The sequence below is a fragment of the Nocardia sp. BMG111209 genome (assembly GCF_000381925.1).
Classification (GTDB): domain Bacteria; phylum Actinomycetota; class Actinomycetes; order Mycobacteriales; family Mycobacteriaceae; genus Nocardia.
Map to the genome: position 1 here is coordinate 3249036 of NZ_KB907307.1, position 26278 is coordinate 3275313.

Genomic DNA, 26278 nt, shown 5'->3' on the forward strand with positions numbered 1-26278 from the left:
CACCCGTCCATGCCCGATGGAAACAGCATGAGTGAAACCGTCTCCGGCCCGGTCGCTTTCATCGGACTGGGCAATATGGGCACGCCGATGTCGCGGCGCCTGGTCGAGGCCGGGATCGACGTGGTCGGCTTCGATCCGGCCGAATCCGCCCGCGCCGCACTGGTTTCCGCCGGTGGCCGGGTCGCGGACACCGCGGCCGCGGCGGTCACGGGCGCGGAGTACGTGATCCTGATGCTGCCGACCTCGGCGATCGTGGAGGCGGTGCTCGGTGACGAGGCGGTGCTGGCCGAACTCGTGCCCGGCACCGTGGTCGTCGATATGAGTTCCTCGGAACCCGAATCGACCCAACGGCTTTCGGCCGCGCTGGCGGAGCGGAAGATCCTGCTGGTCGACGCCCCGGTCTCCGGCGGCGTGGCCGGTGCGAACGCGGGCACGCTGGCGCTGATCGCCGGCGGCCCGGCCGAGGCCATCGCCCGGGTCGCCGGGCTGCTGGCGCCGCTGGGCCGGTTGCAGCACGTCGGCGCGAGCGGCGCCGGGCACGCGGTGAAGGCGATCAACAACCTGATGTCGGCGATCCACCTGCTGGGTTCGTCGGAGGGGGTCGCGATCGGGCAGCGCTTCGGCGTGGATCCGGCGGTGCTGATCGACACCATCAACATCTCCTCCGGGCGCAGCGCCTCCACCGAACTCAAGTTCCCGAAGTTCATCCTGCCCGGCACCTACGACTCGGGTTTCGCGATGACGTTGATGGTCAAGGACATTCGCATCGCGACGGGGCTGGCGGCGGCGGTCGGCGCGCAGACCCCGTTGAGCGAGCGGGCCGTGGAACTGTGGGCGGCGGCGCTCGGCGACCTCGGCCCCGGCTCGGACCAGACCGATATCGCCCGCTGGGCCGGCGTGACGCACGACACCGATCCGGCCTGAGTCCCACCGGCCGGGTGCGGTGGATCACGCACCACCACAACAGCTTCCGGAGCCCCTCGGCCGAATTGCCGAGGGGCTCCGGTCGTCAGCCCGCCCGCCGCGAATCCGCCGCGCGGGGCCAGGACCGGCCCTCCATGCGCTCGATGTCGACGTTGAACCGCCGCAGGTAGGCGGCGAACTCCGCGATGTCCGCGTCGGACCAGTCCTCGAACACCTGGCTCAGGCCCGCGATGTTGCCGAGCCGTTCCAGCTCCAGCCGCCGCATCCCCTCCGCGGTGATCCGGAATTTGCGCGCGATGCCGCCGTCCGGATCCGGGATGCGCTCGACGATCCCGACCCGCCGCATGGCGGCGGTCTGCCGGTTCAGCGTGGAGGCGTCGAGCCCGAACGCGTCGCTGAGCTGACCGATCGACATCGGTCCCTCGTCGCGGATCCGGCTGAGCAGCACGTAGGCGCTGTAGCGATCCAGTGCCGCGCCCTCGCGGCGGCGCGAGGTGCCCGGGTTCATCCGCCGCCCGAGCAGCATCGTCTCCAGCTCGATGTCCGGTATGGGCCTGTCCATCTCGATCCTTCCCGTTGCGATCGGCTTTGATCGCGGTCCCGCACGGTGCCGCACGAGACGTGCACCACATCTATTTGTGCATCATACACATTCTATGTACGGTACATATAGTTGACTTTCGTCCAGAGGGAAAGAAGCACTCCATGCACGCATCGACCCCGGTCAGGTCCGGCAGCATCCTCGCGGTGCTCGCCTACACCGGCATCGTGGCGTCGCTGATGCAGACGCTGGTGGTGCCGCTGCTCGGCCAGCTGCCCACGATCCTGCACAGCAACGCGTCCACCACCGCCTGGGTGGTCACCATCACCCTGCTCGTCGGCGCCGTCGCGACCCCCGTCGCCGGACGCCTCGGCGACATGCTCGGCAAGCGCCGCATGCTGATCGTCTCGACCGTGCCGCTGGCGATCGGTTCCGTGATCGCCGCACTCGCCGTCAACGCGCCGATGATGATCGTCGGCCGCGGCCTGCAGGGCCTCGGCTTCGGCACGATTCCGCTGGCCGTGGCGCTGCTGCGCGACGTGCTGCCGCCGGAGAAGCTCGGCTCGGCCATCGCGCTGATCAGCTCCTCGCTGGGCATCGGCGGCGCCCTGGGCCTGCCGATCGCCGCCGCCATCACGCAGTACAGCAACTGGCGGGTGCTGTTCTGGGCCGCCGCCGCACTGGTCCTCGTCGCGACCGTCCTGATCACCGTGGTCGTCCCGGAGGGCACCGCCGAGGGCCCGCGCGGCCGCTTCGACGGCGCCGGCGCGGTACTGCTCGGCGGCGGGCTGGTCTGCCTGCTGCTCGGCGTTTCCAAGGGCGCGTCCTGGGGCTGGACCAGCGGTTCCATCCTCGGCCTGTTCGGCGGCGCGATCGTGCTGCTGCTGATCTGGGGCGCGTGGGAGCTGCGGTCCGCCGAGCCGCTGGTCGATCTGCGGATCACCGCGCGGCCGCAGGTGCTGGTCACCAATATCGCGACCGTCGCCATCGGCGTCGGCATGTACGCCCTGCAGCTGAGCGTCCCGCAGTTGCTGCAGCTGCCGAAGGCGCTGGGTTACGGCCTGGGCCAGTCGATGCTGGCCACCGGCCTGTGGATGGCCCCGGCCGGCGTCATGATGATGCTGATCTCGCCGGTCGGCGCGAAGCTGTCCGCGCTGCGCGGGCCCAAGGTGACGCTCGCCACCGGCGCGGCCGTCATGGCCATCGGCTACGCGGCGGGCCTGGGCCTGATGCACCACGCGTGGGGCCTGCTGATCGTCAACATCATCGCCAGCTCCGGCGTCGGCTTCGCCTACGGCGCGATGCCCGCCCTGATCATGGGTGCGGTGCCGCAGTCGGAGACCGCCGCCGCCAACGGGTTCAACACCCTGATGCGGTCGGTCGGCACCTCGATCTCCTCCGCGGTGATCGGCGCGGTCCTGGCCACCATGAGCGTGACCCTCGGCGGACATGTCTTCCCGACCGAGCACGGCTTCCGGGTCACCTTCCTGATCGGCGCCGGGGTCTGCTTCGTCGCCACGGTGATCTGCCTGCTGATCCCGGTCCGCCGGGTGGTCACCGACAAGCCGGCCGCCGCCGCGGCCGCCGAGCTCGCGGAGATCGACGCGGAAGCAGCCGAGGTCGCGCACGCCTGATAGTTACCGCCGCGTGCTAGCCACCCGCGGCCGAACGGGGACAGGATGGCACCCGGAGCCGGTGATCACGCCGGCGCGGACGGGTGCCATCCACCGTCGAGGGCCACAACTGAACACCGGACCATCGACCCTAGGAGATCCCTTGAGCACCAACAGTTTCGAAGAACGCGTCGCGATCGTCACCGGCGCCGGATCCGGTATCGGCCGGGCCGTGGCGCAGGCGTTCGCCCGGGTGGGCGCCCACGTCGTGGTGTCCGATATCGACGGCACCGCCGCGGAGAAGGCCGCCGCCGACATCGGCGACGCGGCGGTCCCGGTCACCACCGACATCGCCGACGAGGACTCGGTACAGGGGGCCGTGCGCCGCGCGCTGGACGTGTTCGGCCGCATCGACGTGCTGTGCAACAACGCCGGCATCATGGACCGGATGCAGCTGCCGGCGGATACGCCGATCGATCTCTGGGAGCGGGTGCTGCGGGTCAACCTCACCGGCACCTTCCTGATGACCAAGGCGGTACTGCCGCACATGCTGGCCGCGGGCCACGGCGTGATCGTCAACACCGCGTCGGAGGCCGGGATCCGCGGCGCGGCGGCCGGGGTCGCCTACACCGCCTCCAAGCACGGCGTGATCGGCCTGACCAAGAATGTGGCCTGGGCGTACGCGAAGGACGGGATCCGCTGCAACGCGATCCTGCCGGGTCCCACGATGACCAACATCGCGAAATCGTCCGACGACTTCGACCGGGTCGGCGCGGCGCGGCTGTATCCGGTGATCTCGCTGGGTGAGCGCCCGGCCGCGCCGGAGGAACAGGCCGACGTGGCGGTGTTCCTGGCCTCGGACGCCGCGATCAACATCAACGGCGCGATCCTGCCGGTCGACGGCGGGTGGAGCGCGGCCTGACCGGGCGGCGGCCGGATCAACCGGCCGCCGGTTGCACGATCCGGTCCGCGCTCGCCGGGCCCGCGACGACGGGTTCGAGGTGGCGGCGGGTCTTGCGGCGCGAGACCAGGATTCCGGCGCAGGCGATCGCCCAGATCGGATACTGCACCAGCCAGGCCAGCCGGAACGCGTCGAAGGTGTAGCCGCCCGCGCGGCCGAGGACCAGGCCCATCCCCTCGATCGCCAGCAGGGTTCCGAGGAAGCCGCCGATGTTCACGATGCCCTGCGCGGTGCCGAGCGTACTGCCGGGGTGGAAGGTGCGCGCGTAGTCGAATCCGACGTTCGAGCCGGGGCCGCCGACGGATATCACCACCACCAGCAGCACGAGCAGCCAGCGCGGCGCGGGCCCGTCCAGCGTCAGCACCGTCGTCCACATCGCGACCCCGGCCGCCATGATGCCCAGCACCAGCTGGGACCTCCGCAGCGGGAAGCGGCCGCACAACTCGCCGACCAACGGCCCGGCGACGAGGGCGACCGCGACCGACACGGTCAGCAGCCAGCCCGCCGCCGACTGCGAGAAGCCTTGGGCCGAAACGAGATACGGCACTCCCCACATCAGCGCGAACGTGGTCGTGGAGAACATCGTCCCCATGTGGGTGAAGAAGCCCAGCCGGGTGCCGGGATGCCGCCACAGCGCGCGCACCCGGCCACCCAGCTGCCGCAGTCCCGCGGGCGCCGCGCGGACCTCGGCGGAGCCGGGAGGCAGATCGCGTACCAGCAGGACGGCCGGGATCGCACCGGCGAGGCCGAGGGCCGCCACCGCGGTGTAGGCCGGTGACCAGCCGGCGATGTGCAGCAGCGCGAGGAACGGGACCGCCGACAGGATCTGGCCGAGCTGTCCGAGCATCGCGGTGAGCTGGGAGATCAGCGGCACCCGCCGCGGCGGGAACCAGCGCGGCACCAGCCGCAGCACCGAGATGAAGGTGCAGGCGTCGCCGCAGCCCACCAGGACCCGCCCGATGATCGCCAGCGACAGCGTCCCGGTCGCGGCCAGCAGCGCCTGACCGCACGCCATCACCACCGCGCCGGCCACGACCATCGCCCGCGAGCCGAATCGGTCCAGCATCAGCCCGGCCGGGATCTGCATGCCCGCGTACACGATCACCTGCAGCACCACGAATTCCGAGAGCACCGACGGCCCGGCGTGGAAGCGATCCGCCGCGGCCAGTCCGGACACGCCGAACGAGGTGCGCTGCAACACCGCGATCACGTAGACCGAAACACCGACACCCCAGACCAGATACGCACGCCTCATCACCGGACAGCCTAATTCATCCCATGATCCTTCGAACACCCAGCGCCGCCCCGACCTCGGGAATCGCGGTGCCACAGCCGATCTCGACCGCGAGCACGGCCCGGACGCGGCCCACCCCCGATACACTGCGTAGTACATCCGTGATATCGCCGCGCCACGCGGCGAGCGCCTGCCGGCATCGGGCGGAAGGGGCACACATGAGCGTTCCGGCACCCGACGCGGCGGCCGGGCACCCACCGGCGGAGTCGGTGGAGATGTCCACCGCGGGAGGCATTCTCGTCGACCGCGCCGGGCTGTGGGATGCCGAGGCGCTCGGTGATGTCGCCGCCGCGACGTTTCCGCTGGCCTGTCCGCCGGATCTGGCCGCGGCCGATATCGAGGTGTTCATCGCCGATGCGCTGTCCGGCGACCGGTTCGGCGAATACCTCACCGACCCCCGGCGGATCGTCCTGAAGGCCGCCGACCACGCCGAGATCGTCGGCTACACCATGCTCGTGACCGGTGAGCCCGCCGATCCCGATGTCGCGCAGGCGGTGTCGGGGCGACCGGCGCTGGAGCTGAACAAGATGTACGTCCTGCCCGGCCACCACGGCGGCGAGGTGGCCGTTGCGCTGATGCGGGCGGCGGTCGACACCGCCCGCGACCTCGGCTGCGCCGGTCTGTGGCTCGGGGTGAACCAGGAGAATCTGCGGGCCCAGCGCTTCTACGCCAAGCACGGTTTCCGGACCGTCGGCACTCGCGATTTCACCGTCGGCACGGTCCGGTGCCGCGACTTCGTCATGCAACGGCCCCTGTGAGACGCGGGCCGAGGCGGGCAGGGCCTGCCCGCCGGTCCGCTCAGCGCAGCAGTTTCGCCCGCAGCGCGGCGAGGTCGTCGTCGGTGAGCTTCAGGCCCTGGTGCAGGTAGTTGTCGAAACTGCCGTAGCTGCGGTCGACCTGGTCGAAGGCGGCATCCAGTTCCGGCTGGGTGACGCCGTTGACCGCGTCGCCGACCGGGGCGTTGCGGTAGTAGTTCGACAGCAGGAAGTCGTAGTTCACGGTGTCGCGGTCGACGCCCAGCAGGGTCAGCAGGACCGCCGAGGTCCAGCCGGTGCGGTCCTTACCGGCCGAGCAGTGGTAGAGCACGGCGCCGTCGGTCGCGGCGATATCGCGCAGCACGTTCGCGAATCCCGCGTTCGCACCGGGCTCGGTGATGAACGCGCGGTACAGGTCCGGGCCCGCGCTGAACGACTTCAGCACGTTCGCCGGATCGCCGCCGATGATGTCGTCCCAGTTCGCGGTGGCCCCGGCGGGCATCCGGTCGGCGCTGGCGGCGCGTTCGAAGGAGGTGCGCAGATCGTCGACGACCCGCACGTCGTGGCCGGTGAGCGCGGCCAGGTCGGCGTCGGTGGCCTTACCCAGCTCCGCGGTCCGGAAGACCTTGCCGGAGCGCACGGTACGGCCGTCGGTGGTGCGGTAGCCGCCCAGGTCGCGCGCGTTGATCACGCCGTCGAGGTGCAGCGACCGATCGTCGACGCCGGTGAGCACCGAACCGGTCGCGGCGGGCGGCTCGGTCGCGGCGGCCGACGCGGGCAGCAGCAGTCCGGCGCCGGAGGATACGGCGGCGGTCAGCACCAGCGCGGCGCCGAACAGTCGAGTACGGGTCACGATCGAACTCCTTCCACACCCGCGGTGGCCGCGGGATCGAAATTATGCGGCACCGGCGGGAGCCTCGAAACGCGACAGCGCCAACAGCCGGGAAATCGCGCGTAAATACTTCTTGCGATAACCGCCGCCGAGCATTTCCTCGGAGAAGACCCGATCCAGCGCGACCCCGGACACCGTCACCGGGATGCCGGCATCGTAGAGCCGGTCGGCGAGTACCACGATGCGCAACGCCACCGCCTGATCGGTCACGGTGTGCACATTACCGATGTAGACCGCGCGCACGCCGGCGATCAGCGCGCCGTACCGCGACGGGTGCAGGGTGCTCAGGTGCCGGACCAGCTCGTCGAAGTCGTCGAGGGTGGAATCCGGTGTGGCCGCGGCCTTCTCGGCCAGCAGCTCGGGGGTGGTCGGATCCGGGGCGGGCGGCAGGTCGCGGTGGCGGTAGTCCGGGCCGTCGACGCGGACGGGGTCGAACAGCGCGCCGAGTTTCTTGATCTCGCGCAGGAAATCCTGTGCGGCGAACCGGCCCTCGCCCAGTTGACCGGGCAGCGTATTCGAGGTGGCGGCGACCGAGACGCCGCGCGCGGTCAGCTCGGTCAGCAGCCTGGACACCAGCATCGTGTCGCCGGGATCGTCGAGTTCGAATTCGTCGATGCACAGCACGCTGTTGCCGGACAGGCGATCCAGGGCGCTGTTGAAACCCAGTGCGCCGACCAGATTCGTCAATTCGCCGAAGGTGCCGAAGGACGCCGGAGCGGAGCCTGCGGAGCGACCATCGGAGGCCGGAGCGGAGCCTGCGTAGCGACCAACGGAGGCCGGAGCGGAGCCCGTCGAGTGCGCGTCCGGGATCGCCCGCGCCGCGTGGTAGATCGAGGCCAGCAGGTGGGTCTTGCCGACACCGAAGCCGCCGTCCAGGTACAGGCCCGCGCCGGAGACGTGCTTCTTCTTGCCGAACAGGCTCTTCTTGTGGTTCGCGGCGTAGATCCGGCCGACCTGCTGCGCGAACTCCTCCGCCTTGCGCACGGCGGCGGCCTGGGTGGGCTGATTCGGATCCGGAATGTAGGTGGCGAAACTCACCTCGTCGAACGTGGGCGGCGGCACCATCTGGGCGATGAGCTGATCGGCCGGGACATCCGGATGACGATCGACGAGGCGTTGTTGCACGAACGTAGCCTACTGACGTGGTGTGATCGGAGATCATGCACCATGTGCCCAATGCGACCCAGTTCACAACACTAGGCCCCGACGACCTGGTGCGGCTCTACGCCTATCCGGCGCATCCGGATTCGCCGTGGATCCGCGTCAACTTCATCGCCAGCATCGATGGCGCCACGACCGTCGACGGACGCTCCGGCGCCCTGGGCGGGCCCGCGGACCGGGCGGTGTTCTCGATGCTGCGCGATCTCGCCGACGTGGTCCTCGTCGGCGGCGGAACCGCCCGCGCGGAGAACTACGGCGGCGCCCGCACCGATGCCCATCGGCGGATCCGGTTGCACCACCACGGTCTCGGTGGCGATCCGGCCGGTGCGCCGCCGCCGATCGCCGTCGTCACCGCCCGCGCCGATATCGATCCGGCCGGACGACTGCTCACCGACACCGATCGGCCACCGCTGATCCTCACCACCACCTCCGCCGACGCCGGCCGCAAACGGGACCTCGCCGCCGCCGGGGCCGAGGTGATCGAGGCCGGTGACACGACCGTCGCCCCGGCCGCGATCAGCGCGGCGCTGGCCGAGCGCGGGCTGCTGCGGGTGCTGTTCGAGGGCGGGCCGGCCCTGTTCGGCGATCTGATCGCCGCGCGCCTGGTCGACGAGTTGTGCCTGACCGTGTCGCCCATGCTGGTCGGCGGCTCCTCGACCCGAATCGCCATGGCGCCCACCGCCTCCCCCACCCCGATGGTCATGCGGCACGCCCTGCTCGACGACGACGGCACGGTACTGACCCGCTGGGAGCGGACCCGCTGACGCCCGCCGTCGGCGCCGGGGAGTTTCCGGACGCCTTGTGGCAGGCTGTAACGCATGCGCAGGACACGACGGCGGAGCCGTGATCTGACACCACGGCGGTGCCGTGCTCTGTTACTGCCGCTGCTGGCCACCGGGCTGCTCGCCACCGCGTGCGGCGCGGGCCCGTCGCTGCGCCCGGGTGTCGCGGTCGAACATCCGCACTCCGGCGGCGCGCCCGCCGCCGGGACCACCTCCGCCACGCCCGCCGTGCCCGCCCCGCAGGCGCCGAAACACGATCTGGCCTGGCACGACTGTGCCGCAACGACATTCGATCAGCTCGGGCTCGGCGCCGCGCCCGCCGGGGTGATCTTCGAATGTTCCGAATACGCCACCCCGATCGACTCCGGCGGCGCGATCATGGGCACCTTCCGCACGGCCGTCGCGCGGGCCCGGGTGCAGCAGACCCCGGCCGACGCGGCGCCGCTGGTGCTCACCTCCGGCAGCGATCGTTCGGCCGTCGCCACCCTCGCGGGTATGGTCGCCGGGCCCGCACCCGCCGCTCTGGCCGCGCATCCCATCGTCGCCGTCGATCGCCGCGGCCTCGGCGGCTCCCAGCCGATCGACTGCCTGCCCGTGGACATCCGGCACCGGATCGCCGACGCAGGCCAGTTCGTGCCCGGCGGCGGCGATCCGGTGGACGCGATGGCCAAACTCAGCCAGGACGCCACCATCGCCTGCCAGGACTTCCTGCAGCCTTATCAGGGCACCTTCGACGCCGCGCACGCCGCCGACGACATCGACGCGCTGCGCAAACAGTGGCAGGTCGACAAGATCGCGCTGCTGGGCACCGGCAACGGCGCCCGTGTCGCGCTCGCCTACGCCGCCAAATACGGCACCCACCTGGCCCGGCTGGCCCTCGACTCGCCCGAGGCGGTCAACACCGACGCCGCCACCCGCAGCGAACAGCGCCTGAAGGGCGCCGAGGCCGCGCTGACCGCCTTCGCCCAGCGCTGCGCCGCCGTGTCGTGCGCGCTCGGACCGGACCCGCGGGCCGCGGTGACCGATCTGGTCCGCCGGGCCACCGCGGGCGACCTCGGCGATCTGTCCGCCGGGGCCCTGCTCACCACGATCTCGGGCTTCCTCGGCGATCCGCGCGCCGACCAGACCGCCCACGTCACCGAGCTGGCCGACGCGCTGGCGGCGGCCGGCCGCGGCGACCGCGGCCCGCTCACCCAGCTGAACGCCCGCGAGACCGCGGCCGTCGCCGCCGACGGCCAGTTCGTCACCCGGTGCAGCGACAGCCAGCAACCGGCCACCCCGGCCCACGCCAAGGATCTCGAAAACACTTGGGGCACACAGTATCCGGTCTTCGGCCGGGTAGCGGCGGCCCGGCTCATGACCTGTACCGCCTGGCCCGTCCCCACCCCGCCCCCGGTCCCCGCCACCCTCGACCTGCCGGTCCTGGTCCTCGGCAACACCGCCGACCCGGTCTCCGGCCCCGACGCCCGCCCCTCGGTGACCGGCGCCCTCGGCGTCGCCGGCGCCCGCACGGCCACCGTGACCTGGGAAGGCTGGGGCCACCCGGTCTTCACCCACTCCGGCTGCGCCCAGCAGAACCTGGCCGACTACCTCAACGACGCCACCCTCCCCGCCGACGGCTCGGCCTGTCCGGGGTGAATCGGCCTTCGCTTCGCTCCGGCGGGTTCGCGGCCCTCAAGTCTCGGTCCTTCCCTCCTCCGGTCGGTCGCTGCGCTCCCTCCCTCCGTCAGTCCAGGACCGAGCCGGGCCGCGAACAACGGGGGTTCGGCCTTCATGCTGTCGGGAGCGAAGCGGGGGCCGAAAACGCCAGCCGAAGTACCACAGTGGGGGGGTTCCGGTGTACGTTGCCCCAGTGTTCCTCAGTCAGCTCGAGCCGCGCACCGCGCGCACCACTTCCGAGGTTCTGAACTTCGCTCTGTGGCCGTTCGCGGTCCTCACCGCGCTGCGCACAGTCCTGGTCAAGGGCACCAATTTCAACATCACCGACGATTTCGCGCCGGTGTACAAGGCGTCGCTGGCGTTCCTGAACGGGCGCGCGATCTACAACGAGAATTTCGATCTCGTCGACCCGCATTATCTGTACCCGCCCAGCGGCACGCTGCTGATCGCCCCGCTGGCGCTGATCGATCCCGAGAAGTCGAAGTGGTGCTTCGTCGCGCTCAACGCGATCGCGATCGTGCTGGCCTGGTATCTGTTGCTGAAGGTGTTCCGGTTCAGCCTGAAGTCGGTGACCGCGCCGCTGTTGCTGCTGCTGATGTTCTCGTCCGAGACGGTCATCAACACCCTCGCTTTCGGCAATGTGAACGGCTGCCTGCTGGCCGGCGAGGTGATCTTCCTGATCCTGGTGCTGCGCCGGCGTGATCTGTGGGCGGGCGTCGTCATGGGGCTCACGATCGCGGTGAAGCCGACGCTGGCGCCGCTGCTGCTGATCCCGTTGCTGCGCGGGCAGTGGAAGGTGTTCATCACCGCGCTGGGTGTGCCCGCGGTGCTGATGGCCGCCGCGTGGCCGCTGATCAAGGATCCGATGGATTTCGTGCATCGGACCATGCCGTACTTCATGGCCTCGCGCGACTACTTCAACAGCGCGATCGTCGGCAACGCCGGGTACTACGGGCTGCCGATCTGGCTGACCTGGTCGATGCGGATCGTGATGGGCGTGCTGGTGCTCATCTCGCTGTGGCTGCTGTACCGGCACTACCGTCAGGACGAGCTGTTCTTCGTCACCACGATGTCCGGGGTGCTGCTCATCGCGTCGTGGCTGCTGCCGTCGCTGGGTCAGCAGTACTACTCGATGCTGGTGTTCCCGTTCCTGATGTCGGTGGCGCTGCGCAATTCGGTGTTGCGCAACTGGCCCGCCTGGCTGGCCATCTTCGGTTTCATGACCTACGACAAGTGGCTGCTGGACCATTGGCAGAGCACCGGCCGGGCGCTCGAATACCTGCGGGTGACCTTCGGCTGGGGCCTGCTGCTGGTCGTGGTGTTCTGTGTGCTCGGTGACCGGTATCTGGCCGCGCGCCGCGAGGGCCGCCTGGATTCGGGTATCGATCCGGCGTTCCTGCTGCCCGGCGAGCCGGATGCCGGCCCGCAGACCTCGGCGCCCGCCGCCGGGCCGGACGGATCCGGGCACGGTACGGCCGCGACGCACCAGCTCTCCGTCATGGAGGGCGCCCGGGCCTGACCGGGCGTCATCGACGTCACCTGCCGGACGACGGCGACCCAACTAGACTCGATGCAATGAGTTCCGACTCCGATATCTCGATCCCCGCCCCCAAGATCCAGCTCACTCCGCAGGAGTGGCGGGCGCGGCTCACTCCGAACGAGTACGCGGTTCTGCGGGAGGCCGGTACCGAACGCGCCTTCACCGGCGAATACACCGACACCGAGACCGAGGGCGTCTACGAATGCCGGGCCTGCGGGGCCGAATTGTTCCGCAGCACCGAGAAATTCCACTCGCACTGCGGCTGGCCGTCGTTCTTCGATCCGGCCGAGTCCGATGCGGTGATCCTGCGGGCCGACGACACGCTGGGGATGCGGCGCGTCGAGGTGCTGTGCGCGAACTGCCACAGCCACCTCGGACACGTCTTCGAGGGCGAGGGCTACGCGACCCCGACCGACAAGCGGTACTGCATCAACTCGATCTCGCTGCGCCTGCACCCCTCGGACGACGCCGCGCACTGAGCGGACCGCCACACCGTACGATCCGCCCGCGAGCGGCGCACGCCCCGAATTACCGGGGCGTGATTCGCCCGCTCAGGGCAGGGCGGCGACCAACTGCTCGACCTCGACCCGCGGCCCGGTGAAGAACGGGATCTCCTCCCGGACGTGCAACCGGGCCTCGGTGGCCCGCAGTTCGCGCATCAGATCGACGATGCGGTGCAGTTCCGGCGCCTCGAACGCGAGGATCCACTCGTAGTCGCCGAGTGCGAACGCCGCGACCGTATTCGCGCGCACATCCGGAAATTCCCGGGCCTGCTTACCGTGGTCGGCGAGCATCTTGCGGCGCTCGGCGTCCGGCAGCAGATACCACTCGTACGACCGCACGAACGGGTACACGCAGATGTAGTTGCCCGGCTCCTCACCGGCCAGGAACGCCGGGATGTGACTCTTGTTGAACTCGGCGGGCCGATGCAGCGCGGCGTTGCTCCACACCGGATTGCTGGCCTGCCCGAGTTCGGTGGTCCGGCGGAAATCGGCGTACGCGCCCTGCAACTCCTCGATCCGCTCGGCATGCCACCAGATCATGAAATCGGCGTCCGCGCGCATCCCGGCCACGTCGTAGAGGCCGCGCACCACCACCCCGCGTTCGGCCAGGCCGTCGAAGAACGCCCGGGTCTCCTTGATCGCCGCCTCCCGATCGTCCCCCAGCACTCCCGGCTCCACCTGGAACACCGAGAACATCAGGTACCGAATGGTCGAATTGAGGGCCTGATAATCGAGTCGCGCCATGCCCCCATCGTGCCACCCCCGCCCTGCTCCGCCGCCCCCGGCGGTCGGCGGCGTCAACCGCCCAGGTGGGTGCGGATGCGTTCGGCGGCAGCGGTGCCGGTGGCGGCGCAGGCCGGGACGCCGACGCCGTGCAGATAGGCGCCGGCGACGGCGAGGCCGGGCAGGGCCGCGATCCCGGATTCGATCGCGGCGACCCGCTCGAGGTGGCCGGGGGCGTATTGCGGCAGTCCCTCGCGCCAGCGCTGCACGATCGCGTCGACCGGGCGGATCGGGACGCCGGTGACCAGCTCGAGATCGGCGGTGGCGACCGCGATCAGCGTCGAATCCGGCCAGAGCAGCGGAGTTTCGTCACCGAAGCGGCCGAAGGAGGCGCGGACCAGCGCCACCTCGCGCTCGGCCAGATGCGGCCATTTCCGGCTGGACAGCGTGAAAGCCTTGGCGCGCAACGCTTCTCCGGTGGCGATCAGGATCCCGGAATTGTCGGGCAGGGCGGTGTCGACGGACAGCGCCAGCGCGACCACCGCGGACGACGACAGCTCGATATCCGTGGCCGCGCGGGCCGCCTCGGGGGCGACGGCCGACAGCAGCGCCGCCGTCACCGGGGCCGGGGACGCGAGCACCACGGCGTCGAAATCGCCGAGCGGATCCAGCCGCCAGCCGCCCTCGATCCGCGTGAGAGCCGTTGCCGCCGTACCGGTTTCCAGTTTCGGGGCGGCCGCGGCGGCCAGTGCGTCCAGCAGTACCCGGTATCCGTCGCGGATGCCGCCGAACACCGGGGCCGTCGACGGCGGCGGCAGCGCCCGGGCGACCGCGCGGGACAGGCTGCCCACCCCCGCGTCCAGCGCCATCGCCAGGGTGGGCAGTGCCGCCCGCACGCCGATGGTCCCGGCCAGCCCCGCGTACACGCCGCCGAGCAGCGGATCGACGCTGCGCCGGACCACCTGCTCCCCGTACCGGTCGCCGACCAACTCGGCCACCGCCATATCCGTACCCGGCTCCCAGCGCAGCGGCCGATTCGGTTCGTCGGCGATCCGCGCCACGGTCTGCGCGTCGACCAGACCGGCGACGGCGTCGGCGTCCGCCGGGATACCCATCAGGGTGCGTTCCGGCATCGGGTGCGCCGAGCCACCGGCCCAGACCAGCGGCCGCTTGCCGGCCGGATGCACCAGTTGATCCGCGAGCCCCAATTCGCCGAGCAGTGCCGGGATCTCCGGCCGACGGCCGACGAACGCCTCCGCCCCGAGATCCATCGGACCGCCCGCGAGCTCACCGGTGAACAGTGTCCCGCCGATGCGCTCGCGCGGATCCACCAGCACCAGTTCGAGATCCGGCCCGAGCGCGGTCCGTAGCCGATACCCGGCCACCAGCCCGCTGATTCCGCCGCCGACCACCGCAACCCGCACCACGGGAACACCTCCGTCCGACCGGACCACCTCCGGCGAACCTACCCTCCACCGGGACGCATCCTGCTCCCGCCCTCCCCTCACTGCCCGCCGCACGACCGACGGCGCAACGGGTCGCCGCTGGAGTGGCACGGCAGTCGACCGGGCGGAACCAGGCACGGCCGTCGACCGGACGGCACCCGGCCCGGACTGTCCAACGGGCGACACCGGGCATGAACGACGGCACACCCGGCGCGGGCGCCGATCTCACAACGGGGCGGGCAGGCTGTGGACCAGTTCGACGGTGGCGGTGAGCACGCCGGGGTCGGTGTCGGGCAGGACGCCGTGGCCGAGGTTGAAGATGTGGCCGGTGGCGCCGAGGGTGATCGCCTCGTCCGCCTCGTGCGCGATCCGGCGGACCTCGTGCCGGATCACGTCGGTGCCGGCGAACAGGACGGCGGGATCCAGGTTGCCCTGCAAGGCCTTTCCGGGGCCGACGCGGCGCACCGCGGCGGTCAGCGGCACCCGCCAGTCGACGCCGACGACATCCGCGCCCGCCTCGGCCATCGCACCCAGCAGTTCGCCGGTGCCGACGCCGAAGTGGATGCGCGGCACGCCGGCGTCGGCGATCTCCGCGAAGACCCGCTCCGAATACGGCAGCACGAATTCCCGGTACTGCGCCAGCGACAGCGCGCCTGCCCAGGAGTCGAACAGCTGCACCGCGTCCACGCCGGCCGACAGCTGGGCCCGCAGGAATTCCACCGTGATGTCGGTGAGCACGCCGAGCAGTTCGTGCCAGGCCTCCGGCTCGCCGAGCATCATGGCCTTGGTGCGCTCGTGGTTGCGGCTCGGCCCGCCCTCCACCAGATACGAGGCGAGGGTGAACGGCGCGCCCGCGAAACCGATCAGCGGCGTCTCACCGAGGGCGTCCAGCAGCAGCCGCACACCGTCGACGATCGCGCCGACCTCCTCGCGCCGCAGCCGCGGCAGCGCCCGCACATCGGCGAGGTCGCGCACCGGATTCGCCACCACCGGGCCGACGCCCGCGACGATGTCGAGGTCGATACCCGCGGCCTTCAGCGGAACCACGATGTCGGAGAACAGGATCGCCGCGTCGACCCGATGCCGGCGGACCGGCTGCAGGGTGATCTCGCAGACGAGTTCCGGGTCGAAGCAGGACGCCAGCATTCCCACCCCGGCCCGCACCTCCCGATATTCGGGTAGCGACCGCCCGGCCTGCCGCATGAACCAGACGGGACGCCGGCTCGGCACACCACCGGTGGCGGCGACGAGGAACGGCGTTTCGGACAACCGGCGGCGAGTTGGAGTGCTCACGGAGGTTCATTCTGCCGGTGGCGTTCCCGCACCGAAATCGCGGGCCTCGGCTTGCTTCCCGGCACAATGAAAAATTTGATTTCCAGCGCGCCTACCCTCGGCGGCGAGGGTTCGGGATTACGGTTCACATTCGTGACACCGCTCGACTTCCGCGACGGCGCCGCACCGACCCCGGGCCCTGTCGGCGAACCCGCCCAGTTTCGCGCCGCGGTCGAGGCGATGGGCACCGCATCAGTGCATCCCCGGATCGAGCTCGCCCCGATCCGGCCACCGCAACGACTGGCTCCGTATTCGTATGCCATCGGAGCCGAGGTCAAACATCCCGACACCGCCGTGGTACCGGTCGACTCGGAGGGGGACGCCTTCGGGCGGCTGATCCTGCTCCACGATCCGGACGGCCAGGAGGCGTGGCACGGCGTGTTCCGGCTGGTCGCCTATATCCAGGCCGATATCGACGCCGCGCTGGCCGGTGATCCGCTGCTACCGGAGGTGGCCTGGAGCTGGCTGGTGGACGCCCTGGAATCGCGGGGGGAACCGTTCACCGCGTTGGGCGGTACGGTCACGTCGACCAGTTCGGTCCGCTACGGTGACATCGCCGGACCACCGCATGCGTACCAGCTGGAACTGCGCGCATCGTGGACGGTCGGCACGACGCGGCTCGGACCTCATGTCGAAGCATTCTGCGAAGTTCTGGCCTCGACCGCGGGTTTACCGCCGGCCGGAATCACGGATTTGCGGCCGCGTCCCCGGATTGCCGACGACCAGTTCTGACCGACCCGTAAAGTTCTGGGCTATGCCGGTAGCCGACGAATCCGAACAATCGGCAGCGATTCCGCTGCTCGTGCCTGCCGACGGCGTGCCCCCGGTACTCGCCACCGCCGACGATATCGCCGACGCCGCGACACGCCTGGCCGCGGGTACCGGGCCGCTGGCCGTCGACGCCGAGCGCGCCTCCGGCTTCCGATACTCCAACCGCGCCTATCTGATCCAGTTGCGCCGCAACGGTTCCGGCACCATGCTGATCGACCCGATTCCGCTCGGCCCGGATCCGGCCGCCGCGCTCGCCCCGCTGGCGGCGGCGATCAACGGCCTGGAATGGGTGCTGCATTCCGCCGACCAGGATCTGCCTGGTCTGGCCGAACTGGGGCTACGACCGCAGCGGCTGTTCGACACCGAACTCGGCGGCCGGTTGGCCGGTTTCGAGCGGGTCGGGCTGGCCGCGATGGTGGAGCGACTATTGGGCCGCGAGTTACGCAAGGGCCACGGCGCCGCCGACTGGTCCACCCGCCCGCTCCCCGACGACTGGCTGAACTACGCGGCCCTCGACGTGGAACTGCTGCTGGAACTGCGCGACGAGGTCGCCGTGACCCTCGACGAACAAGACAAGACCGAATGGGCCGCACAGGAATTCGAGCACGTCCGCACGCTCGATCCGGCCCCGCCGAAGGCCGACCGGTGGCGGCGCACCTCCGGCATCCACACCCTCCGCCGCGCCCGGCAGCTGGCCACGGTCCGCGAATTGTGGCTCGCCCGCGACCGGCTGGCCCGCGAGCGCGATATCGCCCCGGCCCGCATCCTGCCCGATTCCGCGATCGTCGCGGCCGCGGTCGCCGATCCCAAATCGATCGGGCAGTTGCGGGCCCTGCCGGTGTTCGGCGGGCCGCGGCAGCGCCGCTACTCGCGCGAATGGCTGGGTGCGGTGGAACGCGCACGCGCGCTGCCGGATTCGGACCTGCCACCGATGGCCCAGCCGTACGACGGCCCGCCGCCGGTGAACCGCTGGGAGCGCCGCGATCCGGTCGCGTCGGCCCGGCTCACCGCCGCCCGCGCCGCGATGGCGGCCCTCTCGCAGAACTACGCGGTGCCGGTGGAGAACCTGCTCACCCCCGATCTGCTGCGCCGGCTGTGCTGGGACGGGCTGCCGGAATTCCGGTCCGGCGCCACCTCCCGCGACCCCGAGGGCGCGGTGGACGGCTTCCTGAAGAACGGCGGCGCCCGCCCCTGGCAGCGCGACCTCACGGTGCCGCCGCTCGCGGCCGCACTGTTCCCGGCCGAGCCGGCCTGAGTCGCGCCGGATCAGTCCTCGAACATCGGTGGCCGCCGATCGCGCCGCGCCCGGATGGCCTCGTCGAAATTCTCGGTGGTCAGCCGCACGTAGAGCTGCGCGGTGCCTTCGTGTTCCATATGGGCCTCGAAGCTGTTCGCCTCCAGCCCGCTCCACAACATCCGTTTGGTGAGTTCGACGCCGACCCGGCTGTATCCGAGGATCCGCTCGGCCAGCTCGTAACAGGTGCGGAGCAGTGCGTCCGCGGGCACCGTCCGCGAGACCAGCCCGATCCGCTCGGCCTCGGCGGCGTCGACGTCGCGCCCGGACAGCATGATCTCGAACGCCCGCGACGCGCCGACGGCCCGCGGCAGCAGATAGCTCATGCCGAGTTCGGTGGAGGTCAGGCCGTTGTTGATACCCGCGGCCCGGAAGTACGCGGAGTCGGCCGCGATCCGGATGTCCGCGCCGAGGCTCAGGCAGAAACCGCCGCCGATCGCGGGGCCGTTGATCGCGGCGATCACCGGCTGATGCATCCGCCGCAGCGCCCGCATCACGTCGTTCAGCAGATCCATCGACCGGCGTGCCACGGTCGTGCGGGTCAGCCCGCCGATATTGGGCACCGCGCCGGCGCCCTGCAGATCGGCGCCGGCGGAGAAACCCGGCCCGGCGCCGGTCAGCACCACCACCCGCACCTCGTTGTCGGCGGCGATCCGCTCCAGCGTCTCGCGCAGCGGGATCATCACGTCGAACGCCATCGCGTTCATCCGCTCCGGGCGATTCATGGTGACCAGCGCGAGCTGCGGACGCGGCTTCTCCACCAGGACGAACGACATACGGAACTCCTCACCGGGCCGAAACTGCAACCGGTTCTAGAAGTACCCGTGATCCGGCTCCGGCGAAGGCTTTTCGGCCGGAATCCGCCGGACGGTCAGGCGTCGCCGAGCCAGCCCGCGATCCGCCGCGCGATATCGGCCGGCACCAGACCCAGTTCGCGCAGGATCTGCGCGCGCGAGGAATGCGCCAGGAAGTGTTGCGGCACACCGAGATCGCGCGTCGGCACGTCGAGTCCGGCGGCGCGCAGCTTGGCCGAGACCGCCGAGCCGACACCGCCCTGCAGGCCGCTGTCCTCGACCGTCACCACCAGGCGGTAGTTCTCGGCGAGCTTCACCACCGTGTCCGAGACCGGCAGCACCCAGCGCGGATCCACCACGGTCACCCCGACGCCCTCGGCGGCGAGCAGATCCGCCACCTCCACCGCGACGTGCGCGAACGCGCCGACCGCGACCAGCAGCACGTCGCCGTGCGCGGCGCGGGCCGAATCGCCCTCGGGCATCCGCAGCACGTCCACGCCGTCGATCCGCTCCACCGCCGAGATGTCCTCGGCGATCGTGCCTTTCGGGAAACGCAGCGCGGTCGGTCCGTCGCCGGTGACCAGCGCCTCGGCCAGCTCCTCGCGCAGCGTGGCGGCGTCGCGCGGGGCGGCGACCCGGATCCCGGGCACGATGCCCAGCACCGACAGATCCCACATGCCGTTGTGGCTGGCGCCGTCCTCACCGGTGACACCGGCCCGGTCCAGCACCAGCGTGACCGGTAGTTGCAGCAGCGCGACATCCATCAGCAGCTGATCGAAGGCGCGGTTGAGGAAGGTCGAGTAGATCGCCACCACGGGATGCAGCCCGCCGAGCGCGAGCCCGGCCGCCGAGGTCATCGCGTGCTGTTCGGCGATGCCGACGTCGAACATGCGCTCCGGGAACCGCTTCCCGAACGGGGTCAGCCCGGTCGGGCCCGGCATGGCCGCCGTGATCGCGACGATGTCCTCGCGCTGCTCGGCGTGCCGGATGAGCTCCTCGGAGAACACCGAGGTCCAGCCGACGGTCTTCCCGGCGGTCGGCTTGCCCGTGGCCGGATCGATCGCGCCGATGGAGTGCATCTGATCGGCCTCGTGGTCCTCGGCGTGCCGATAGCCGCGGCCCTTCTGCGTAACCGTGTGCACGATGACCGGGCCGCCGAAATCCTTGGCCCGCCGCAGCGCCGCCTCCAGCGCCACCAGATCGTGCCCGTCGACCGGGCCGACGTACTTCAGGCCGAGATCCGAGAACAGCTCCTGCGGGGCGACCGCGTCCTTGATACCCGTCTTCAGCGCGTGCAGCATCGAATACGCCGAACCGCCGACGCCGGGGATGCCCTGCACGAACCGCTTCGTCGCGTCCAGCGCCTGCTCGTAGCCGGGCTGCATGCGCAGCGCGGTGAGCCGATCGGCCAGGCCACCGATGGTCGGCGAATAGGACCGGCCGTTGTCGTTCACGACGATCACCACCGAGCGGTCCGGCCCGGCGGCGATGTTGTTCAACGCCTCCCAGCACATACCGCCGGTCAGCGCGCCGTCACCGACGATCGCGACCACGTGCCGGTGCTGCTTGGTGAGCGCGAACGCCTTGGCCAGGCCGTCGGCGTAGGACAACGCGGCCGAGGCGTGCGAGGACTCCACCCAGTCGTGCGGGCTCTCGGCCCGGCACGGATATCCGGACAGGCCACCGTCTCTGCGCAGCGTGTCGAAGCCGTCCTTGCGCCCGGTGAGGATCTTGTGCACGTAGGACTGGTGTCCGGTGTCGAAGATCAGCGCGTCCGCCGGGGAGTCGAAGATCCGGTGCAACGCGATGGTGAGTTCCACCACACCGAGATTCGGCCCCAGATGCCCGCCGGTAACCGCCACCTTGCGGACCAGGAACTCGCGGATCTCCTCGGCCAGTACGCCCAGTTCCGGTACCGTCAGCCGACGCAGGTCCTCGGGCGTCTCGACCCGGGAAAGAAATCCCACCGCTCTCGCTCCCTCTGATGCTCGTCGATCTCGAACAGTCTACGGAGGCCCATCGGGTGCCGATCACGGGAGCGATCGTCACCTGCGCCGTCGCCGCACCGGTGTGAGGTGGAACATAGCCCCGGCTTTCGGATTCCCCAGATTACCGCGCACCCGAGCGGCTCGACGCCGGTTCCAGCAGGGCGAGACACTCCACATGGTGTGTCGCGGGGAACGCGTCGAAGGCGCGCACGCGCGCCGGCAGATAACCGGCCTCCCGATACAGCCCGATATCCCGCGCGAAGGCCGCCGGATCGCAGCCCACGTGCACGATGCGGGCCGGGCCGGCCGCGGCCAGCGCGGCGATCACGTCCTTCCCCGCGCCCGTGCGCGGCGGATCCAGGACCACCACCTCCGGCGCCGCGCCGTCGTATCCGGCCACCCACCGCTCGACCCGCGCCGTGATCGGCTCGACCCACGGCAGATCGCGCAGCGCCGCCTCGCCGTCGGCCACCGCCGGCCGGGACGACTCCACCGCGGCCACGACACCCGCCGGACCCGCCTGCTCGGCCAGCCGTGCCGCGAAAACTCCGGCGCCGGCGTAGAGATCCCACGCCACGGCACCCGGATCGGCGTCCGCCCAGTCGGCGATCACATCCGAATAACACAGTGCCGCACCGCGATGCGGCTGCCAGAAGCCGGTCGCGGAGACCTCCCACCGGCGGCCCGCGACGTACTGCACGGCCCGGCCGGTCCCCTCGACCACGCGCTGCTCGCGCGCGGAATGCACCGCCGCGCGGCGCGCGGCGGTGTGCCGCCGATCACCGCGTTGCCCCGGCCGGTCGCGGCCCGACTCCACGGGCGGCGCGATCTCGACGATGTGCCGGTGGCCGTCACCGTCGACGGCGATCACGAGTTCGGCGCCGGGTGTCCAACGGCTGTCGGCGATCCCGGTCATCGCGCCCGCCACCGGCTGCGGGCAGCGCAGGTCGGCGAGCACCTCGGTACTGCGATATCGGTGCACCCCGGCCCGGCCCGCGCCGTCCACGGCCAGTCGCACCCGGGTGCGCCAACCGATCTCGGCGACCTCGGCCCGACCGGCGTCGCCCTGCTCGGGGTCACCGTGACTCCCACCGCCGCGAGTGGCGAGCCGTCCCCGCCCCGCGGCCCCCTGCGACAACGGCGAGCCCGGCCGGCGGAAGACGCGCGCGGCTGCGGCATCCGGAATCGGCTCGACCTCGATCTCCGGCTCCCATCCGGCGATCCGGCGCAACTGCTCCGCCACCACCGCGGCCTTCAGCGCCCGCTGGGCCGCCGGGGTGGCGAACGAGAAGTCGCAGCAGCCGGCGCCACCCGGTCCCGAGACCGGACAGGTCGCCGGCACCCGGTCCGGCGACGCCTCGAGGATCTCGATCGCGTCCGCGCGGCAGAACGATCCGCCGCGATCCTCGGTCACCCGGGCCCGGACCGACTCCCCCGGCAACCCGTGCCGCACGAACAGGACTCGTCCCTCGTGCCGCGCCACACAGAATCCACCGTGTCCCGGCGGTCCCAGCCGGACTTCCAAAACGCTTCCGGCCCAACTGGTCCCGGCGCTCACCGCACCCCCCGCAGCGGATTTTCGGAACAGATCCGGATCCCGGCGCGGAATCCGCCGGTAGCGACGTCCGGACGGACGTGGGAGAGGGTCGGCGAGGACATTGGGCACAGCATAGGAACCGTCCCCGCCGGCCCGCCCGCCGGGCCTCCTCCTCGCGGCGGTCCGTACACCGCGGTCCACACCGGTCGCGCCCGGCGGCTCGACCGGCACACATAGTTGGATGTTTATGTCTACGTCGGTGCATTCCGAATATTCGGAAACGCCCCGCTCGAGCGGCCCGGCCGAGCGGGTGTTGCCCCCGGTCACCACCACCGCTGTCCGTTTGGCCGAGATCCGGAGGGGGAAAGCGAGGGAGGGTGGGATGACAGGTACCGTTCCCCCCGACAGCAGCACAAACCGCACACCACGGTTTCGGAATTGGGGTTGGCACGGTGTACGTAGTGATCATGGGATGCGGCCGCGTCGGCTCGTCGCTGGCCCGAGCCCTGGTCCGGGTGGGGCACGAGGTCGCCGTGATCGATCAGGACGCCGGGGCCTTCCTGCGGCTCGGCAAGAACTTCGAAGGCCGCCAGGTGACCGGCGTGGGCTTCGATCGCGATGTGCTGCAACGGGCCGGGATCGAGCGGGCCGGCGCGTTCGCCGCGGTCTCCTCCGGCGACAACTCGAACATCATCTCGGCCCGGGTGGCCCGCGAGACCTTCGGCGTGCAGCGGGTCGTCGCCCGCATCTACGACGCCAAGCGGGCCGCGGTGTACGAGCGGCTGGGCATCCCGACCATCGCCACCGTGCCGTGGACCACCGATCGATTCCTGCGCACCCTGATCGGCGACGAGAAGAGCACCAGCTGGCGCGATCCCACCGGTACGGTCTCGGTCACCGAACTGGCGCTGCACGAGGACTGGTACGGCCGCACCGTGCACGATCTGGAGGCCGCGACCGGAGTCCGGGTCGCCTTCCTGCTCCGCTTCGGGCAGGGCGTGCTGCCCACGGCCAAGACCGTGTTGCAGGCCGACGACACCGTCTACGTCGCCGCCATCTCCGGCACCGTCGGCGCGGCCGCCGCGCTGGCCGCCGCCGCCCCATCGACCGAGGACCGATAGTGAAAGTAGCGATTGCCGGGGCCGGGGCCGTCGGCCGCTCCATCGCCCAGGAACTGATCCGCAGCGGCCACGAGGTCACACTGCTGGAGCGCCGGCTCGACCATATCGATACCACCGCCGCGCCCGCCGCGACCTGGCTGCACGGCGACGCCTGCGAGCTGGAACTGCTGGAGGAGACCGGGCTGCAGGACTACGAGGTGGTCATCGCCGCCACCGGTGACGACAAGGTCAACCTGGTGTTCAGCCTGCTCGCCAAGACCGAGTTCGGGGTCCGCCGGGTGGTCGCCCGCGTCAACGATCCGCGCAACGAGTGGCTGTTCGACGAGGGCTGGGGGGTGGATGTCGCGGTGTCGACACCGCGCCTGCTGGCCTCGCTGGCCGAGGAGGCGGTGCAGATCGGCGATCTGGTCCGGCTGATGACGCTGCGTCAGGGCCAGGCCGATCTGGTGGAGATCACGCTGCCCGCCGACACTCCGCTGGCCGGCCGTTCGGTGCGCTCCCTGACCCTCCCCCGCGACGCCGCCCTGGTGACCATCCTGCGCGGTGGCCGGGTGATCGTGCCGCAGGCCGACGATCCGATCGAGGGTGAGGACGAACTGCTGTTCGTCACCTCGCTGGAGGCCGAGGAGGAATTGCGAAAAGTGCTGGGCCTCGGCCGTTTCGGCGGCGAAACCCACGAAACCCACTGAGCGGCGGAGCTCAGGCGGCGGTGCGGGCCAGTTCGGCGCGCAGCTTGTTCAGCGCGCGGTGCTGCATCACCCGCACCACACCCGCGCTGGTGCCGATCGCCTCGGCGGTCTCGGCGGCGGACCAGCCCAGCACGATCCGCATCACCAGCACCTCGCGATGCGCGGGGGCCAGGATCTCCATCAGCTGCCGGGTCTCGCGGCTGCGCTCGGAGGCCAGGGCCATTTCCTCCGGGCCGGCGGCGTTGGACGCCTCGTCCGGGAATTCCGCCACCGCGCAGTCGCGGTGCGAGTGGGCCCGGCGGAAGGCGTCGGCGATCTTGTTGGCGGAGATGCCGTACACGAAGGCCAGGAACGACTTGCCCTGATCGCGGTAGCGCGGCAGCGCCTGGACCGTCGCCATCAGGATCTCCTGGGCGACGTCGTCCACGGTCAGGTAGGCGTTGCCGCCGGAGCCCAGCCGGGCCGCGCAGTAGCGCCGCACCAGCGGGTGGACGATCCGGATCACCTCGGTGACCGCGCGCTGGTCGCCGTTCGCGGCGGGTCCGATCAGGCGATCCAGTTCGGCGGCAATGATGCGGCTCTGTGCGATACCCGCTTTGTTCTCGGTAGCCACTGGTGGTCCTCTCCCCGATCGTTCGATGACACCAACGATCGTCCGATGAACCGGACCGCCGAAATAGGTACCCCAGGGGTGGGTTCACCCCCACCTGGAAGGGTCTTCCGAACCCCACACGGTGGGGCGGAGTCGAATACGCGCAGGCTCAGGCGCTGTGCCGCGCGGGCTGATGATCCGCCCGCCGGACGGCCCACACGGTGACCAGCAGGGCCAGCGCCGTCAGCGGCCAGCCCATCGCGATGCGGGTGACCGCGAGCAGGCCCGTGCTGTTCGTATCGTAGAAATGCGACTGGACCAGGTAGCGGGCACCGAACACCAGCACCCACACCACCGTCGCGATGTCGTACAGCCGCACCACCCGGCGATCGGAGCGCCATTCGGTGCCGTGTCCGTTCAGCACGCCCCAGATCACCCCGGCCAACGGCCAGCGAACCAGCAGCGACAGCAGGAACGCCCCGGCGTACACCAGGCTGGCGTAGATGCCGAAGAGGAAGAACCCCTTCGCCGCGCCGGTCCGGTACGCGATCAGCGCGCAGATCCCCACGCCGAAGAAGCCGGAGATGGCCGGTTGCACCGGACTGCGGCGGATCAGCCGCCACACCAGGATCGCGGCCGCGACACCCAGGGCCGACCAGATCGCCGCCGTGAGCCCCCACAGCGTGTTGGCGGGCACGAAGACCACCACCGGCAGCGTGGAGTAGACCAGGCCGCTGATTCCGCCGAGCTGCTCGAGCAGGGACTGCTCGGCCTGCTCCGCGCGCTCCTCGGTCAGCGCCGTCTCGGCGGCGTCCGCGGTCTCCGGCGATACCACCGGGAGTACGGCGGTACGGTCGGGATCGGCGAGTTCGGGATATTCGGCGAACTCGTCGTTACTGGGTATCGGCATGCGTCAGGAATTCCCGCGTAGTTCGTAGTAGGGGTTGAACATCACCTTGGCGCCATCGCGTTCCCCGATGCGGCCGCGGACCAGGATACGTCGGCCCGGCTCGATTCCGGGGATGCGGCGACGACCGATCCACACCAGGGTGATCGCGTCGGTCCCGTCGAAGAATTCCGCCTCCAGCGGAGCGGCGACCGATTGCGGACAGGACTGCACGCTGCGCAGCCGGCCCACCATGGTGACCTCCTCGCCGCGCCGGCACTCCGCGGCGCGGCACGCCCCGGTCTCCCGGTCGGCCTGTTCGACCAGCTCGTCGGCGTCGAGTTCGCCCAGATCGGCCGTGAGCCGCCGGCCGAGACGACGGAAATACCCGCTGTCCGGCCCGGCTTTGAGCCCGGCGCCGGAACGCGTCTGCCCCGCGGAATCGGAGTCCGCGTTTCTTCCGCCCGTGAACGGCATGTCG

Annotated in this window: 25 protein-coding genes; 12 read left to right on the plus strand and 13 right to left on the minus strand. The window is 70.8% G+C overall.

The features are described 5' to 3' along the window. Positions 1 to 27: 27 nt before the first annotated feature. Positions 28 to 924 (plus strand): NAD(P)-dependent oxidoreductase, encoded by an 897-nt coding sequence (locus G361_RS0114850; protein ID WP_019927876.1) that lies wholly within the window; start codon positions 28 to 30, stop codon positions 922 to 924. Between the two features lie 85 nt (positions 925 to 1009). Here G361_RS0114850 and G361_RS0114855 read toward each other — a convergent pair whose 3' ends face one another. Continuing rightward, the gene (locus tag G361_RS0114855) at positions 1010 to 1486 is read right to left on the minus strand and encodes a MarR family winged helix-turn-helix transcriptional regulator (protein WP_019927877.1); all 477 of its coding nucleotides are present in this window, start codon (positions 1484 to 1486) and stop codon (positions 1010 to 1012) included. A gap of 143 nt (positions 1487 to 1629) precedes the next feature. Here G361_RS0114855 and G361_RS0114860 point away from each other — a divergent pair, with 143 nt between their 5' ends. Both G361_RS0114860 and G361_RS0114865 read left to right on the plus strand, forming a co-directional pair. Next, entirely contained in the window at positions 1630 to 3099 is a 1470-nt protein-coding gene (locus tag G361_RS0114860; RefSeq protein ID WP_019927878.1) for an MFS transporter, read from the plus strand. 142 nt (positions 3100 to 3241) lie between these two features. Continuing rightward, positions 3242 to 4000, plus strand: coding sequence for an SDR family NAD(P)-dependent oxidoreductase (locus G361_RS0114865; protein ID WP_019927879.1), 759 nt, complete (start codon positions 3242 to 3244; stop codon positions 3998 to 4000). A gap of 16 nt (positions 4001 to 4016) precedes the next feature. Here the strand turns inward: G361_RS0114865 and G361_RS0114870 are convergent, their stop codons facing one another. After that, a complete protein-coding gene (locus G361_RS0114870; RefSeq protein ID WP_019927880.1) occupies positions 4017 to 5294 on the minus strand; it encodes a nitrate/nitrite transporter in 1278 nt (425 codons plus the stop codon). A 254-nt stretch (positions 5295 to 5548) separates the two neighbouring features. Here G361_RS0114870 and G361_RS0114875 point away from each other — a divergent pair, with 254 nt between their 5' ends. Beyond that, positions 5549 to 6091 (plus strand): N-acetyltransferase, encoded by a 543-nt coding sequence (locus G361_RS0114875; RefSeq protein WP_026343046.1) that lies wholly within the window; start codon positions 5549 to 5551, stop codon positions 6089 to 6091. 40 nt (positions 6092 to 6131) lie between these two features. Here G361_RS0114875 and G361_RS0114880 read toward each other — a convergent pair whose 3' ends face one another. Both G361_RS0114880 and zapE read right to left on the minus strand, forming a co-directional pair. Then, positions 6132 to 6941 (minus strand): tyrosine-protein phosphatase, encoded by an 810-nt coding sequence (locus G361_RS0114880; RefSeq protein ID WP_019927882.1) that lies wholly within the window; start codon positions 6939 to 6941, stop codon positions 6132 to 6134. Between the two features lie 42 nt (positions 6942 to 6983). Continuing rightward, positions 6984 to 8105 carry a cell division protein ZapE gene (gene zapE / locus G361_RS0114885; protein ID WP_019927883.1) on the minus strand — a complete coding sequence of 374 codons (1122 nt, stop codon included), beginning with the start codon at positions 8103 to 8105 and terminating at the stop codon, positions 6984 to 6986. Between the two features lie 35 nt (positions 8106 to 8140). On the opposite strand from zapE, the gene G361_RS0114890 reads away from it, so the two are divergent. The 4 genes from G361_RS0114890 to msrB all read left to right on the plus strand — a co-directional run bounded on the left by G361_RS0114890 (position 8141) and on the right by msrB (position 12601). Further along, complete coding sequence (locus G361_RS0114890; RefSeq protein WP_026343047.1) at positions 8141 to 8905, plus strand: pyrimidine reductase family protein; 765 nt, start codon at positions 8141 to 8143, stop codon at positions 8903 to 8905. 54 nt (positions 8906 to 8959) lie between these two features. Then, on the plus strand, positions 8960 to 10561 hold the full coding sequence (locus tag G361_RS0114895; RefSeq protein ID WP_019927885.1) for an alpha/beta fold hydrolase: 1602 nt from the start codon (positions 8960 to 8962) through the stop codon (positions 10559 to 10561). 214 nt (positions 10562 to 10775) lie between these two features. Continuing rightward, a complete protein-coding gene (locus G361_RS43670; protein ID WP_019927886.1) occupies positions 10776 to 12101 on the plus strand; it encodes a glycosyltransferase family 87 protein in 1326 nt (441 codons plus the stop codon). A gap of 56 nt (positions 12102 to 12157) precedes the next feature. Further along, positions 12158 to 12601, plus strand: coding sequence for a peptide-methionine (R)-S-oxide reductase MsrB (gene msrB / locus G361_RS0114905; protein WP_019927887.1), 444 nt, complete (start codon positions 12158 to 12160; stop codon positions 12599 to 12601). 72 nt (positions 12602 to 12673) lie between these two features. On the opposite strand, the gene hemQ is transcribed toward msrB, so the two are convergent. The 3 genes from hemQ to hemE all read right to left on the minus strand — a co-directional run bounded on the left by hemQ (position 12674) and on the right by hemE (position 16086). Next, positions 12674 to 13369, minus strand: a complete 696-nt coding sequence (hemQ, locus tag G361_RS0114910) for a hydrogen peroxide-dependent heme synthase (RefSeq protein ID WP_019927888.1) — start codon at positions 13367 to 13369, stop codon at positions 12674 to 12676. Positions 13370 to 13422: 53 nt separating this feature from the next. Next, entirely contained in the window at positions 13423 to 14775 is a 1353-nt protein-coding gene (locus G361_RS0114915; protein WP_019927889.1) for a protoporphyrinogen oxidase, read from the minus strand. A 243-nt stretch (positions 14776 to 15018) separates the two neighbouring features. Beyond that, positions 15019 to 16086, minus strand: a complete 1068-nt coding sequence (hemE, locus tag G361_RS0114920; RefSeq protein ID WP_026343050.1) for a uroporphyrinogen decarboxylase — start codon at positions 16084 to 16086, stop codon at positions 15019 to 15021. A 219-nt stretch (positions 16087 to 16305) separates the two neighbouring features. Between hemE and G361_RS43675 the strand changes: the two genes are divergently transcribed. Then, on the plus strand, positions 16306 to 16857 hold the full coding sequence (locus tag G361_RS43675; RefSeq protein ID WP_036495087.1) for a DUF3000 domain-containing protein: 552 nt from the start codon (positions 16306 to 16308) through the stop codon (positions 16855 to 16857). A 22-nt stretch (positions 16858 to 16879) separates the two neighbouring features. Then, complete coding sequence (locus tag G361_RS0114930) at positions 16880 to 18151, plus strand: HRDC domain-containing protein (protein ID WP_019927892.1); 1272 nt, start codon at positions 16880 to 16882, stop codon at positions 18149 to 18151. A gap of 11 nt (positions 18152 to 18162) precedes the next feature. Here G361_RS0114930 and G361_RS0114935 read toward each other — a convergent pair whose 3' ends face one another. The 3 genes from G361_RS0114935 to G361_RS0114950 form a co-directional block, all read right to left on the minus strand. Next, positions 18163 to 18966, minus strand: coding sequence for an enoyl-CoA hydratase (locus G361_RS0114935; RefSeq protein WP_019927893.1), 804 nt, complete (start codon positions 18964 to 18966; stop codon positions 18163 to 18165). A 95-nt stretch (positions 18967 to 19061) separates the two neighbouring features. Beyond that, positions 19062 to 20951, minus strand: coding sequence for a 1-deoxy-D-xylulose-5-phosphate synthase (gene dxs, locus G361_RS0114940; protein ID WP_019927894.1), 1890 nt, complete (start codon positions 20949 to 20951; stop codon positions 19062 to 19064). Between the two features lie 142 nt (positions 20952 to 21093). After that, positions 21094 to 22530, minus strand: coding sequence for a TRAM domain-containing protein (locus G361_RS0114950; RefSeq protein ID WP_036494124.1), 1437 nt, complete (start codon positions 22528 to 22530; stop codon positions 21094 to 21096). Positions 22531 to 22961: 431 nt separating this feature from the next. On the opposite strand from G361_RS0114950, the gene G361_RS0114955 reads away from it, so the two are divergent. Beyond that, positions 22962 to 23630 carry a TrkA family potassium uptake protein gene (locus G361_RS0114955; protein WP_026343052.1) on the plus strand — a complete coding sequence of 223 codons (669 nt, stop codon included), beginning with the start codon at positions 22962 to 22964 and terminating at the stop codon, positions 23628 to 23630. Then, positions 23630 to 24319 (plus strand): TrkA family potassium uptake protein, encoded by a 690-nt coding sequence (locus G361_RS0114960; RefSeq protein ID WP_019927898.1) that lies wholly within the window; start codon positions 23630 to 23632, stop codon positions 24317 to 24319. The genes G361_RS0114955 and G361_RS0114960 overlap by 1 nt, the downstream gene beginning before the upstream one ends. 10 nt (positions 24320 to 24329) lie before the next feature. Here the strand turns inward: G361_RS0114960 and shbA are convergent, their stop codons facing one another. The 3 genes from shbA to G361_RS43685 all read right to left on the minus strand — a co-directional run bounded on the left by shbA (position 24330) and on the right by G361_RS43685 (position 26274). Next, complete coding sequence (shbA, locus tag G361_RS0114965; RefSeq protein ID WP_019927899.1) at positions 24330 to 24932, minus strand: RNA polymerase sigma factor ShbA; 603 nt, start codon at positions 24930 to 24932, stop codon at positions 24330 to 24332. A gap of 148 nt (positions 24933 to 25080) precedes the next feature. Beyond that, entirely contained in the window at positions 25081 to 25821 is a 741-nt protein-coding gene (locus G361_RS43680) for a DUF3159 domain-containing protein (protein ID WP_019927900.1), read from the minus strand. 3 nt (positions 25822 to 25824) lie between these two features. After that, positions 25825 to 26274: an OB-fold nucleic acid binding domain-containing protein gene (locus G361_RS43685; protein ID WP_019927901.1), complete on the minus strand. Its 450-nt coding sequence runs from the start codon at positions 26272 to 26274 to the stop codon at positions 25825 to 25827. Between the last annotated feature and the right edge of the window lie 4 nt (positions 26275 to 26278).

Coding starts and splice junctions, on each gene's coding strand:
- G361_RS0114860 (WP_019927878.1), top strand. CDS start 1,630: ATGCACGCATCGACCCCGGTCAGGTCCGGCAGCATCCTCGCGGTGCTC.
- G361_RS0114870 (WP_019927880.1), bottom strand. CDS start 5,294: ATGAGGCGTGCGTATCTGGTCTGGGGTGTCGGTGTTTCGGTCTACGTG.
- hemQ (WP_019927888.1), bottom strand. CDS start 13,369: ATGGCGCGACTCGATTATCAGGCCCTCAATTCGACCATTCGGTACCTG.
- G361_RS43675 (WP_036495087.1), top strand. CDS start 16,306: ATGGGCACCGCATCAGTGCATCCCCGGATCGAGCTCGCCCCGATCCGG.
- G361_RS0114850 (WP_019927876.1), top strand. CDS start 28: ATGAGTGAAACCGTCTCCGGCCCGGTCGCTTTCATCGGACTGGGCAAT.
- G361_RS0114930 (WP_019927892.1), top strand. CDS start 16,880: ATGCCGGTAGCCGACGAATCCGAACAATCGGCAGCGATTCCGCTGCTC.
- G361_RS43685 (WP_019927901.1), bottom strand. CDS start 26,274: ATGCCGTTCACGGGCGGAAGAAACGCGGACTCCGATTCCGCGGGGCAG.
- G361_RS0114935 (WP_019927893.1), bottom strand. CDS start 18,966: ATGTCGTTCGTCCTGGTGGAGAAGCCGCGTCCGCAGCTCGCGCTGGTC.
- msrB (WP_019927887.1), top strand. CDS start 12,158: ATGAGTTCCGACTCCGATATCTCGATCCCCGCCCCCAAGATCCAGCTC.
- G361_RS0114890 (WP_026343047.1), top strand. CDS start 8,141: ATGCACCATGTGCCCAATGCGACCCAGTTCACAACACTAGGCCCCGAC.
- G361_RS0114855 (WP_019927877.1), bottom strand. CDS start 1,486: ATGGACAGGCCCATACCGGACATCGAGCTGGAGACGATGCTGCTCGGG.
- G361_RS43680 (WP_019927900.1), bottom strand. CDS start 25,821: ATGCCGATACCCAGTAACGACGAGTTCGCCGAATATCCCGAACTCGCC.
- G361_RS0114875 (WP_026343046.1), top strand. CDS start 5,549: ATGTCCACCGCGGGAGGCATTCTCGTCGACCGCGCCGGGCTGTGGGAT.
- G361_RS0114895 (WP_019927885.1), top strand. CDS start 8,960: ATGCGCAGGACACGACGGCGGAGCCGTGATCTGACACCACGGCGGTGC.